Below are 13,055 nucleotides of genomic sequence, written 5' to 3'. Positions count from 1 at the left end.
AAATCCAATACAACACTCATTAGGAAGCTTTATCGGTCAACATTGGATCTTAGGCAGATCTTTAAGTTTTTTCGTATATTGAGGCGATAAAAATTGACGACTCATTTGCCAATGTTGTGTTGTTCCTTGAGCAGCTAGAAAAACGGCATCACGACCGAATTTAGTATTGACTGCATCCAAAGCTTGCATCAGTGCTGGGTTTGCAGGGGATGAAAATAAATCTGTCGTTGTCTATCCGATACAAGCCCAATGGCACCGACACCTATTTTATAATATTAAACACCCACACGATATAATCGTTCAGCCATTAACGATATCGCCGACGTTAACTTAGTCGTGTCACTTGTCGGGTATTCAAACTGTAAAGTCTCTTTAAAACGTTGAGGAACTGCATCAAAAGGAGATGTATTGGCGAATGCTATGCCCAAAATCTTCTCAGATTGAATTTTTACTCGTGGCACTTTCTAACTCAGAAGTGCCCGTGCGACCTGAAGTCGTATGAAGCGTTGTTCACCACGACAAGAGTGAACCATCTGTATCACCAGATGACCCTAGGATCCTGAATAAAGCAGCGGATCTGACAATGTAACGAAACTTAGCCGTTAGGCTGAGTGGGAACAAAATCGTGAGAGGATGTTCCTCCTGAAAACCACAATTCGGGTAAGTGCTAGGGAGTCAATATGATGAACGTATGTGAATCCATTAAAGGTGCGTTATATGATGAAGCAGCGGAAGTGGTTATTACGCTGTGGCCAAAACGGCAACGAGAGTCGGAAAGGAGTTGGGCATTGGCCTTTCGTGATCAAAGTACTCTCCGCACTTATATGGACTCCTCGTTTTAATCAATGCCTTTTAAAATAGAACGATAGTTGCGCACTTATATACGGGCTCTTATTGGAGAGCTACTCCTGCCCTTTGATGTGTTCGCTCCAATGGTCCGAGTCTATAGCGCAGTATCTAAGTACTTTTGTGCGGATCTGAATTCCATTGGTTGTATTATCGCTTTATTTTATGCAAGTCATTGAATTAAAATTTGATTGACACTACTTATGCTTGAATCGCCAATGGGTGATACTCACTATCACTTTTTATGAGTGCAACGGCGGTTCTAACCGTCTTATTTGCCAGAGCAATAGCAGCTATTTTCTTACCACGTCGCTCTATCATAGATTTTAACCACCGTTCTTTTTCTGTTGTTGGTGCTCGAAGTGTAACTTTGTACACTATAGACATTGCTCCTTGATACAAGAGGCTTCTCAAACGCTTATCTGCGCAACTTTTAGAAATATGCCCTATACGCTCTTTACCGCCAGTAGAGTGTTGTTTAGGCGTTAATCCTATACAAGCAGACGCATCTCGACTTCGAACAAATTCTTTACCATTACCTAAACGTACCATTAGACCTAATGCTACGATTGGCCCAACTCCTTCTAGTTTACTAAGCTTTTTACAGATTTTATTTTGACTGACATGCTCTGTAATTAAACCGTCGTAGTATTCTATTTGTTCTGTATACATAGCTAATAAATCAGATTGAGATGCGAGTACTTGGCGTAAACAATCTGGTAACCCATTTTCTGCATCTTCTAATATTTCTGGGATCCGTTTTGCTAAAGGAGTTATTCCTTTGGGCAAAACGATGCCAAATTCCATTAAGAACCCACGCATTTGATTACTAAGTGCTGTTCGTTGGGCTATCTGTAATGCCCGAGCACGATCCAAACACTGTAGTCCTTGCTCTTCTTCAGACATCTGACTGCAACTAGATATATGAGGAAGTAGAGCGGCAACTCCTATCGCATAAGCATCATTCTTATCCGTTTTCTGTTTGAGTTGTAGACCTTTAACTGCACGAGGTGGGATGACTTTAACTTCATAATTATTTTTCTTCGCTAAGCGAGCCCAGTAATGAGCACCACCACAAGCCTCCATGACCACTAAAGAAAACTTCTTCTTTCCAGTTAGCAGTCTGATCAAACTAGTACGGCTGATAGCTTTGTTCATGAGAACTTCACCATTGATTCTCATATAGCAAACTTGAAATGAGTTTTTCGCTAGGTCGATGGCAAGTATTAGATTCTCTTCCATATCTGAGCTCCACTATTTTTACAGGTGTATTTATAACGTAGTCCCCGAGGGGAGAGGAGTCCATACATCTAGAGTGGGCATCTAAGTTGACATTTTACGTAACATACGAAACAGGGTAAGCCTGTATCGCTCCCTATGGGAAAGCCCTTGTGGCCGATAGCGATGCGGGTAAAGAAGGTCGGAGAAAGCGAAGGCTGCATTGTAACGATGCAGATACAGACTCGTGTCTGGTCACGAAAGTGAGCCCACTTCCGACTGGTCTTTCGTTGCGAGAAAGTTTGAAGAACTTTATTTAAGGAGAAACGCAAATGATGGTTTCTAAAGAGATCAGTGCCTCTCCTGACAGCGCTCAATGGCAGTCTATCGACTGGAAACCTATTGAATCGCATGTATTAAAGCTTCAGATGCGTATCGCAAAGGCAACTAGAGAAGGTAAACACGGTAAAGCGAAAGCCTTGCAGTGGATACTAACCCATTCTCGCTCAGCCAAGCTTCTTGCAGTAAGGCGAGTATCTCAAAATAAAGGTAGTAAAACGCCTGGAATAGATGGTGTCATCTGGAACACAGATGCACGCCGCATAAAAGCAGTCAATCAATTGAGTCGAAAGGCGTACAAAGCCCAACCGCTCAAGCGTATCTACATCCCCAAAAAGAACGGCAAGCTCAGACCATTGGGAATTCCATGCATGATAGACAGAGCGCAACAAGCCCTCCATCTTCTTGCATTAGAGCCTATATCGGAAACGCTTGCTGACCCCAATAGTTATGGATTTAGGCCAAATCGCAGTACTGCCGATGCAGTTGGGCAGTGTTTCAAATGTTTGGCATTAAAGAAATCAGCTAAATGGGTACTTGAAGGGGATATTAAAGCTTGTTTCGACAAGATCGGCCATCAATGGCTTCTTGATAACATCGTTATTGATAAGAGAATGTTGGAACAATGGCTAAAATCTGGCTTTATGGACAAAGGTCTGTTTTATCGCACCGATGAGGGAACACCGCAAGGTGGGATAATATCACCAACCTTGATGCTAATGACTCTTGCTGGACTTGAGCAGCATATTAAGTCTACGGCCCTCAAAAAGGGTAGTAGAGCCAATTTCATTGGATACGCCGACGATTTCGTCGTCACCTGCGCTTCAAAGGAAGTGTTGGAGAACGATATCAAACCGTTGATCGCTGAATTTTTAGCGGAAAGAGGCTTAACATTATCCGAAGAGAAAACGCACATTACACACATCGATAACGGCTTTAACTTTCTAGGGTTCAATCACAGAAAGTACAAAGGGAAATTGCTCATTAAACCGAGTAAATCTAACACATTGCTGTTCTTGAGTAATCTGCGCGAACTCATCAAAAAGCATGCAACAACCTCTGTAAACGATCTTATCAAACTGATAAATTCGAAATTAAGGGGTTGGGCTAATTATTATCGCCATTGCGTGGCTAAACAGGTATTCGGATATGTAGGTCATAAGCTATTTCTTGCATTATGGTACTGGGCAGTGAGGCGTCATCCGACAAAATCCAAAACTTGGGTGGCCCTTAAATACTTCGTCAACCGAAAAGGCCAATGGCATTTTCATGGTTGGCAGAAGATCATGGATATGGATTGCCAGTTCAATCTCTTCCAAATAGCCAAAGTACCGATCGAGAGACATGTAAAAATCCGAAGTGCAGCGACACCATATGACCCTCAACACCAAGAATACTTGGCTAAGAGAAAGTCAAAAAGGCAAGCTCGCAACTCTTGGAAGGAGCCTACTCTCGCTGCTTTATAAGTTGCTGGGTATCAAACGATGCCTTCGTGAAGGCTTGAGCCTAGTGCAGTGAAAGTTGCACGCTGGGTTCTTAGGGGGACGGCACTTGGTAACAAGTGTCGTCTACCCGACCATTTCGTGTTATGGCTGATGTTCGCAACATTTTCAGAAGCTACTTTTTGGCTCAATTTATTTCATGCCTTTAATGTAAAGTTAAGTACACAATAATTAGTGGCGTTTTAAGTAAAGGCAGCAGTAGAAGCTCGATCCGTGAGCGTACAACCAACCAATACAAAAGTGTTGCTCACTGATTGTTTTAAAACCTTACGAACGAGGTTACAGGTCAAAAAAGGCCCAAGACTAATAATTCCTCTCCCTGTCAGTGAGTGCACATGAGCTTCATTCGGTAGTCACGCGCTATATAGCCATTTACTCCAATATAAAGGTTAGATTTAGAGTTAGGTCGCTTATAAATCCTAAAGCAGGTCGTTAATTTGTAAGTGGAAAAAATCAAATAAAAACATAATCATAAGTTGATGATAAAAATATTCACGTCGTATTTTCTCTTAAATGGATGCCGTAAATATTTCAAATAACGATGGGCTCAAGTATACTAAGATCAAGCACTATGTAGGAGGGTGAATTATGACAGCAACTGACCGTATTTATCAAAAGATAAAACGCTCTCGCCGCTATGTGTTCGAACGTAAAGATTTCGACAACTATGCGAGCTATGACCAAATTGGTCGTGTCTTGAAAAAACTTGTGGATAAAGGTGTACTGATGAAAATCGGATATGGCTTATACACCAAGTCAACGATCAACAGCCTAACTAATAAACCGATGCCAATGAACCCCGGTGGTACTGACGCAATCATGCGTGAGGTCCTAAAATTGCGCGGTGTAGACTTTGAGATGGATGCCATGTCATTGAAGAGCATCAATGGACAGTCCACTCAAATACCAGCGTCTATCAGATACACGTGGGATTCTAAGCATTTCAACCGCAGCCTTAAGGTTGGTAATAGAGTATTGAATAATCGACAATGAGCATACCAAAACTAAAAAAGCAGTTTCTTGAAGTCTCTGATGCCCTCGACTTAGGTAACCCATCGATCACAGAAAAGGACTATTGGGTGGTGTCACTGCTTGCCATGTTGGAAAACGTGGAAAGTGAGCACCGCCGGCTCGTTTTTTCAGGTGGAACAGCTTTGGCCAAGTCCAACATTAAGATCCTGCGTATGTCTGAAGACGTCGACATAAAATTGATTCCAACTCAGGAATTTCTCGACAAAGGCACAGGTGCGAAGAAAAGAGCTCGTAAGGCGTTAGTCGAACACCTCATTGCGAGGTTAGTTGAGCACCCTTATCTGAATTACAGTGATAAAACGGTACGCGATGAGTATCGCTATGTCGAAATCGAAATAGAGTACCCGCAACAATACCATCAAGCACCGTGTCTACGACCTTATATCAAACTTGAGCTCATCGAAACCATTGAACTTCAAGGCGTTGAATCTCGCTCTATTTCATCGCTGGTAGCACAGAGCTACACGCAACCTGCCGAAGTAAGCGCTATGTCGTGTATTTCCATTGATTCGACGTTGGTTGAAAAAGTGCTTTCCATGTTACGCCGCACCATGTCAGTCAAGCGTGATCCAAAGCGTAAGGATGACGAAACATTGGTTCGTCACATCTACGATGTTCACTGCATTAGCGCAGAGCATACGATTGATATGGACGTGTTAAAGCCGATGTTTGATACCGTGTTGGAAGAAGACAAGGAGCGATATGGAAATCAACATCAGGAGTTTGTCGACGATCCACGTAATGAGTTAAAGCTGGGATTAGAAGAGCTAGAAGCCAACGAGGAGTTTCGTAAACGTTTTGACGCGTTTGTGGCCCCAATGGTGTACAACACAGAACCACATGACTTTGATACCTGTTTTGCCTCATTCAAAGGTATTTCAGAGCAGCTTATTAGCTAACCTTCCGATGCCTACTGCTGCTTTTTGGCTACACTCCCAGTTGTAGGGGCACTATGCTGAAAAAGTCTAAGTTGGTTACCTCCTCTATCTCATTAACCACATAGCTCTAAAGATGTGGTTGATGAGCTTACTAAGCTAATTGATAGTTTCCCCAAATTTAAGTTATCCGAAGAAGGCGCTTGCGAGCGAATACTCCAGCTCATTTCTGTCCAGAACCTTCACAGATGGCACTTCGTAACTCGGAAGTGCCCCATTGTCAGTTACGGTGTCTGTTTTCCCACATGAGTAATTCTAATCTTAAAATGTGAATTCAGTTTATATTCAATTATGCTGAATAATTAGGTCTTCTGTTATTATACAATTGATTATTAATCATTTTTTAGCTTGGAATGGCTGTTTGCGGGTTAAGCTCATACGAAAATATCCATCCCCCTCTGTAAATAGTCTCTTTGATAGGAACACATATGGAAAAGCACATCCCATTAAACAGGCAGTTTTCACCTGTGCCCAAAAGTCATGAGGATGCAGAAAAAGACGAAATTTCTTTTAGTTGGGGGTATGGTAAACCTAATTCATGGGATGATTTAGACTGTGAGTTTCGTTGTGTCATTTTAGCTGAGGCAGGTGCAGGAAAGACTGAGGAGTTTCGACAACGTGCAAGAATACTCCAGGCCCAAGGGAAAGCAGCTTTCTTCATTCGTATCGAAGATATCGATAGAGATTTTTATGAGGCCTTCGATGTTGGTGAAGAAAGCCAATTTCAGTTATGGCTGAATTCGACCAGCGAGGCATGGTTCTTCTTAGACTCTGTCGATGAAGCAAGGCTCGCAAGCCCGAGAGCCTTCGAAAAAGCTATTCGACAATTTGCGAAAGGTATAAAGAAATGCGCGCACAGAGCGCATATATATGTTTCCAGTCGCCCTTATAGCTGGCGACCTAAAGAAGATCGAAGGTTAATGGATGAGTGGCTCTTTCTTCCATCTTCATCGGAAGTAGATAAAGTCGAAGAAAATGAGGCAGTCAAAGCACAGAGTTCACTAAAAGTTTATACTCTGCGTCACTTGGATGAAGAGAGAGTTCGCCGCTTTTGTATGACTCGTTCAGCAAAGGATATTGACCGTTTAATCAATGAAATTGCGCGAACCAACCTTTGGAGTCTAGCAGAACGGCCATTTGATCTTGACGGTATTCTAGCAAAGTGGGCTGAGGGAAGTGAATTAGGTGGTCGCCTAGATCTTCTTCGCCATAACATTATTAAACGGCTTCGTGATGAGCATAACGTTGATCGTGCCCAGCTTCAGCCTGTCAATGGAGAGAAGTTAAGAGAAGGTGCACAACGATTGGCTGCCGCTGTTGTACTTACTGGCCAAGCTGGCATTAATGTTCCCGATTCAGCACCTGTCAAACCAGGTATCAATGCAGAAACCGTGCTTTTCGATTGGGATCCAAGTGAAGTCAGTGCGTTACTGGAACGTGGGATCTTTAATGACGTTATATACGGAGCTGTACGTTTTAGACACAGAGATGTGCGTGAACTACTTGCGGCTGAGTGGTTTGATAGACTATTGAAGCTCGGTAATAGTCGTTATTTAATCGAAACTTTGTTTTTCCGCGAGCAATACGGTGAGAAAATTATTACTCCGCTGCTACGTCCAATTTTGCCATGGCTTATTTTGTTTGATTCAGAAATTAGATTCAAAGCGCTAAATATTAACCCCGATATTGCCGTTGAGGGTGGCGACCCATCAAGATTACCACTTCAGGAAAGAGCGAATATTCTAGCAGACATTGTCCAGCGGATTTCTTCGAATAAAGATGACCACTCAGCTCGAGATAATAATGCTATTGCTAGGATTGCTAACACTGACCTTTCGGAAAATACACTACGGCTTATTGAAAGATACAGCGATAACGACGATGTAATCTTCTTCCTTGGCAGGTTGGTATGGCAAGGTGAAATGTCTTCCTGTGTTTTCTCTTTGGTTCACATTGCAGAAAATAGTTCGCGAGATATCTACGCAAGAATTGCTTCAACACGTGCTGTGATGACTTGTGGTTCATTCGAGCAAAAACAAAATCTATGGCTAAAACTAAATGAAAATGATGCTCAGATTCCAAGAGAATTGCTTTTAGAGTTGGTAGAGGAAGCTGACACCAACAGTCATAGTATTGAGCAGTTGTTGATATCGCTGGGTAAATTACCGGCTTATGAACGGTTTGAAAATAGTGCTCTGCGTGGTGCGCTTCATTCATATGTAGAGAAAATGTGCCTAGAGTCGCTCCCTAAACTAGTTGAGGGCTTGGACTCTTATCTAGAAAGACAGCCATTTGTTGAACGTAAGGAATGCCACGTTTCAGAAGAGTATGCATGGTTGTTAGATATCGCTATGCATGCGATAGAAAGATTGATTAAAGCACGCCACGATGCAGCTCTCGGTAATAAATCGCAATCTATTTTGTTGAAAGTTCCAGCTCTACGTTTTTGGCGTGGAGATGATTGCACTGAGCATAAGGACGAATTGAAGACGCTTGTACCTAGTTGGCCCGAGCTTAATGATTCGCTTTATTGGAACAGTATCCAACATGCTCGAAATATTGAGATTTCAAATTCAGACAAAAAGGTAACGGATGATTGGGCTGTTTCATGGCTTGGTCATTTTTGGCATTTTGATACGACTAGTCTCCCGAGACTTCTCAATTACATGCACATCCGCTCTTTGGAAGATGATAGTCTGGTTGCGCTTAGTACCGCCTTTCGAGTCTACTTGCAAACTGACAGATCAGAGAACATTCTCGCTTTATTAAGAGATGCCGTGGCTGATGAACCTGTTCTACGAGAGCGGTTGAACACATTGCTCGAACCGCCTGTATCAAAAGAGATGCAAAAATACGAAAAAAACGCAGCCGAGCGCCAGCGTAAACTTACTGAAAAAAAAGAGCGAAAAAAGCTAGACAGAGAAAGATGGATAGCAGACTTACGAGCAAACCCAGAAAGAATTCATAATTCTCCGAACCTTGAGCCAGGTGAATATTCCTGGGATCAATACTGGCTGATGGTGGAGCTACAAGAACTTAACCAGGGAACTAGCCGCTGGGGTTACACTGATTGGCAGGCATTGATACCTGAATTTGGGGAGGCTGTTGCTCAGGGGTATCGTAAAGCTGCGATCAAACATTGGTCGCAATACAAACCACCACTGCGTTCAGAGGGGTGGGAGGAAAACAATACGCCATACTCTCTTATTTTTGCGATGGCTGGATTGGAAATTGATGCCGCTGAATCTTTTGATTTCCCCCTGAATCTAAGCGAAGAAAACGTTCGGCATTCATTACGCTATATTTTTTGGGAATTAAACGGTTACCCCACATGGTTGGAACGGATGCACAAAGCCTTTCCACAATTGGTCAAAAAAGTGGTCATTAAAGAATTGGTTTGGGAACTCGAAAAGACAGAGTCGACTAGGGTATTACATGATTTAACATATCATGCACCTTGGCTACACCCTTATATAGCTTCTGTTATTCTCAACTGGATTGACATTAACCCTGGTCACCGTAGATCTATCAGAGAGTACTGTCTGAAAATTTTAGTCAATGGAGAGATAGAACCTGAGAAACTATCAGCTCTGGCTATCAAGCAACTTTCTAATACGAGCAATCCAGATGACATATCTTGGTGGTATGCACTCCGTGTAGATTGTTACCCAGAGAAAGGCATCTTAGAAGTTGAACAATGGTTATCAGAACTAGATGACGATACAGCAAAGCGTGCAGCGCAGATTTTTATAACAGCATTGATGGGGGGGCGAAGTTCGCGTTATACAAACCCCAATATTGGTTGTTTCCGTACAGCAGAACATTTGAAATCACTTTATTCCCTGATGCATAGCTACGTTAAAGTAGAAGATGACATCGACCGAACTAGTGGGAAAGTGTTCTCTCCAGAGCTACGGGATGACGCACAAGATGCACGTGATAGACTGTTTAACCTTCTATCAGAAATACCAGGTAAAGAAAGCTATACAGCAATCAAGCAGCTAATCCATGATCACCCTAATCCAGATTATCGCCCTTGGATGGCAAAGCAAGCGTATAAGCATGCTGAAAAAGACGGTGATCTCGAACCTTGGTCTGAGCAGCAAGTAAGAGAGTTCGCCAAGTCGCAATGTATTAAGCCGACAACGCATCGTCAGCTTTTTGATTTGGCTGTCCATCGGCTGCATGAGTTGAAGAACTGGTTAGAGCGAGGTAATGATAGTCCTTGGCTTACTTGGCAGCGTGCAGAGGGGGAAACAGAGATGCGAACGTTAATCGCAGGTTGGTTAAGACAGCGTTGTGACAACAAGTATACGATCGCAGAAGAGCCTGAACTTGCAAATGGCCAACGTATGGATATCTGGCTGCACAATACCAATGTCCTTTCACCTGTACCTATCGAATTGAAACTACTAGATAAAGAGTGGAGCGGACCGGACCTTTGTGAGCGACTACGCAATCAGTTGGCAGGAGATTATCTTCGAGAAGAAAGTGCCGGATGTGGCGTGTTTCTACTGGTCTCACAAAACGTGACCAAAAAATGGCTGTTCAATGGGAGTCTAGTCGGGTTGGATGAACTCGCAGCTGCACTTAAATGTTACTGGTTAGAGATTTCACATGAATATTCAGGCATAGATGCTATAGAAGTGATAGTAATCGATTTGGCGAAGAGGGCTCTGTTCTCTGATAAATAGACGAAATCACTTTTGCTCAAGCAAATTAAAATTACTTTTCTTTATGCAACTCGATGATATTAGAGCTAAAACTCCAACTTACTTTTGTCCAAAAATGAGTTTCAGAAGCATCGTTTAATCAAGCCAAGTGAGTACCTTATCAAACCCCTTTGGCGTTATATTGATGTACCAATCTAGCTCCACTTTTTTGCGCATAACCAGTTCACACTCTTCAAGAGCTTTACATGAAACTCGGAAGTTGTTCGGGTGAATATCTCTCCCAAGCACTTGATTGACGGCCAGGTTGATGACGGTTGACTTACCTTCTTTTACTCCTTTAATGAACGCCTTGGCTGCATATTTCGGAGCATTCCGATCAGTCATTTCCCCCCTGTGTCAGCATAGTTGTCGTCTAGATTTTTAAGGAGATAACTATGCCAGCTAATCCAGTTCCAATTGATGTGAAAACAAAAGGTCAAACTTGGTTGTTACCACCATATAATTGGTCTCATCGAAGAATTGCTAAAGAATTAGATGTGAGTCCTTCCGTGGTATCTAAGTGGAGAAATGAACTTGTTGAAAGTGGCCTATTGTCTACAGAGCCGACGTTAGAAAATACTACTATTGATTATTCAGCGGAGCAGAGATTTTTCATAGTGATTGAAACTGCAACAATGTCTGAACGCGAGTTAGCTGAATACTGTAGGTCTAAAGGGTTATTTGTCGATGACGTTAAAGCCTGGCGAGCACTATCTATCAAGGCGCAGAGCGCAACATCGACTTCAATGTCACACAAAGAAAATAAGCAACTACGTGAGGAACGCAGAAAGGTAAAAGCGTTGGAGAAGGAGTTGGCACGTAAAGAGAAAGCACTTGCTGAAACGGCTGCGCTACTGGTTTTGCGGGAAAAGTTCAATGCCCTCTGGGAAATCAACGAGGAAGACTGATTCCTATCTCAGAGCGGCTTAAAATAGTCACACTTGTTGATGAAGCTGTACGTAAAGGGGCAACAAAGACAAAGGCTTGTTCCACCGTTGGGTTATCAATACGAACGTTCCAGCGTTGGACACGGAACTCTGCCGAAATCACAAGTGATATGCGTCAGCATCCTCGGCAGCACGAACCTCATAATAAGCTATCAGAAGCCGAAAGGCAGCAGATATTAGATATCTGCAATACACCAGAGTATGCCGATTTACCTCCGAATATCATCGTTCCAATGTTGGCTGATGAAGGCATTTACATTGCCTCAGAGTCCACATTTTATCGTGTATTAAAAGCAAACAACCAGCTAGGTAAGCGAACTCGTAATCAAGCTGGCACAAGTCCTTCTCGACCAAAGGTTCAAAAAGCCTGCAAACCAAATCAGGTATGGAGCTGGGATATCAGTTATCTGCCATCGAAAATACGAGGGAAGCACTATTACCTCTATTTGATAATGGATATCTTCAGTAGAAAAGTAGTAGGTGCAGAAGTGTATGATCAGGAGCTAGGCGAATATGCAGCGGAGTTACTCCAAAGAACAACATGGCGGGAAAAGTGTGTGCAAGGCAACATTACTTTGCACTCTGACAACGGTGCTCCTATGAGAAGTTACACCATGCTTGCAAAGATGTATGACCTTGGGGTTGCAAGCTCTTACTCTAGGCCAAGAGTGAGCAATGACAACCCATACTCTGAGTCGTTGTTCAAAACAATAAAGTATTGTCCTTCATGGCCAATGGATGGGTTTTCTTCCATTGAAGACGCTCGGTGTTGGGTTGGTAATTTTGTTGATTGGTATAACAATGAGCATAAACACAGTGGCATAAAGTATGTAACACCTCAGCAGAGGCATTGCGGCGAGGATAATGAAATTCTCCGACAGCGTATGCAAGTCTACCGACGTGCTCAATTGACTCATCCAGGCAGATGGAGTCGGCAAACGAGAGACTGGAGTTATATCGATGAGGTGTACTTGAACCCTGAAAAGTGTGCAGCGTAATCATTCACGTTACTAAATTGTAAAAAAGACGACAACTTGCTTGAAAAATAGCGGAAACGAGCGATCGCAATCACCGAAATACGCAAATTGTTGCAATGATTTTAAAATTTCACCTTGATTGTGTGATCATCTCTTCTTTTATTGAACCTTAAATGGTCGAGTACATAAAAACACCCTACTCTGTTTTTTATGAAATATTAAATAATTGAGAGGGATTTATTATGATGATGGATATATGCGAGCTGCTTGGGATTTGTTTGTCCGTTTTATAGCGTTGCTTATTTAACGTAACGACACTTAGTACGCACCTAACATAAACCAATACTTTTGCTAGTGTGATGTTACTCATCGCACTAGCTCTTCACAAGTAAATTTGCCATACCTGTAGTTATTGATGATTTTCTAATTTAGCAAAAGCACTGGCAAGGTTTTGTCCAGAACCTTCACAGATGGCACTTCGTAACTCGGAAGTGCCCCATTGTGTGTTCACTTCGATGAGTGAACTACATCGGCAATCTATTTTTAC

General features: G+C 42.5%; 8 protein-coding genes. 5 read left to right on the top strand and 3 right to left on the bottom strand.

Features of this window, described 5'->3' with window-relative positions; all coding sequences use genetic code 11:
• Positions 1-36: 36 nt before the first annotated feature.
• A complete protein-coding gene (locus AB6E51_RS20630; RefSeq protein ID WP_240697755.1) occupies positions 37-189 on the bottom strand; it encodes a DUF4113 domain-containing protein in 153 nt (50 codons plus the stop codon).
• An 858-nt stretch (positions 190-1,047) separates the two neighbouring features.
• Complete coding sequence (locus tag AB6E51_RS20625; protein WP_102333785.1) at positions 1,048-2,088, bottom strand: IS110 family transposase; 1,041 nt, start codon at positions 2,086-2,088, stop codon at positions 1,048-1,050.
• A gap of 308 nt (positions 2,089-2,396) precedes the next feature.
• On the opposite strand from AB6E51_RS20625, the gene ltrA reads away from it, so the two are divergent.
• The 4 genes from ltrA (at position 2,397) to AB6E51_RS20605 (ending at position 10,566) form a co-directional block, all read left to right on the top strand.
• Entirely contained in the window at positions 2,397-3,869 is a 1,473-nt protein-coding gene (gene ltrA / locus AB6E51_RS20620; protein WP_372140091.1) for a group II intron reverse transcriptase/maturase, read from the top strand.
• A gap of 624 nt (positions 3,870-4,493) precedes the next feature.
• Positions 4,494-4,898, top strand: a complete 405-nt coding sequence (locus tag AB6E51_RS20615; RefSeq protein WP_017103705.1) for a DUF6088 family protein — start codon at positions 4,494-4,496, stop codon at positions 4,896-4,898.
• Between the two features lie 2 nt (positions 4,899-4,900).
• Positions 4,901-5,836, top strand: coding sequence for a nucleotidyl transferase AbiEii/AbiGii toxin family protein (locus AB6E51_RS20610; RefSeq protein WP_170960250.1), 936 nt, complete (start codon positions 4,901-4,903; stop codon positions 5,834-5,836).
• A gap of 464 nt (positions 5,837-6,300) precedes the next feature.
• A complete protein-coding gene (locus tag AB6E51_RS20605) occupies positions 6,301-10,566 on the top strand; it encodes a hypothetical protein (protein WP_372140089.1) in 4,266 nt (1,421 codons plus the stop codon).
• Between the two features lie 114 nt (positions 10,567-10,680).
• On the opposite strand, the gene AB6E51_RS20600 is transcribed toward AB6E51_RS20605, so the two are convergent.
• Positions 10,681-10,929, bottom strand: coding sequence for a hypothetical protein (locus tag AB6E51_RS20600; protein ID WP_372140087.1), 249 nt, complete (start codon positions 10,927-10,929; stop codon positions 10,681-10,683).
• Between the two features lie 50 nt (positions 10,930-10,979).
• Here AB6E51_RS20600 and AB6E51_RS20595 point away from each other — a divergent pair.
• Positions 10,980-12,529 (top strand): IS3 family transposase gene (locus AB6E51_RS20595; protein WP_372140085.1). Its coding sequence is split into 2 segments (ribosomal slippage): positions 10,980-11,448 and positions 11,448-12,529, totalling 1,551 coding nucleotides; the frame shifts between segments, so codons are not numbered across the junction.
• The last annotated feature ends 526 nt before the right edge of the window (positions 12,530-13,055 follow it).

Source organism: Vibrio sp. 10N.247.311.47, from assembly GCF_041467535.1.
Lineage (GTDB): Bacteria > Pseudomonadota > Gammaproteobacteria > Enterobacterales > Vibrionaceae > Vibrio > Vibrio crassostreae_C.
Note: the sequence above shows the minus strand (reverse complement) of the source record. Positions and strands in the feature narration are given on the sequence as shown.

Bases quoted from the DNA above. Each gene is read 5' to 3' on its own strand.
- AB6E51_RS20630 (WP_240697755.1), bottom strand. From the start codon at position 189: ATGCAAGCTTTGGATGCAGTCAATACTAAATTCGGTCGTGATGCCGTT.
- AB6E51_RS20625 (WP_102333785.1), bottom strand. From the start codon at position 2,088: ATGGAAGAGAATCTAATACTTGCCATCGACCTAGCGAAAAACTCATTT.
- ltrA (WP_372140091.1), top strand. From the start codon at position 2,397: ATGATGGTTTCTAAAGAGATCAGTGCCTCTCCTGACAGCGCTCAATGG.
- AB6E51_RS20615 (WP_017103705.1), top strand. From the start codon at position 4,494: ATGACAGCAACTGACCGTATTTATCAAAAGATAAAACGCTCTCGCCGC.
- AB6E51_RS20605 (WP_372140089.1), top strand. From the start codon at position 6,301: ATGGAAAAGCACATCCCATTAAACAGGCAGTTTTCACCTGTGCCCAAA.
- AB6E51_RS20600 (WP_372140087.1), bottom strand. From the start codon at position 10,929: ATGACTGATCGGAATGCTCCGAAATATGCAGCCAAGGCGTTCATTAAA.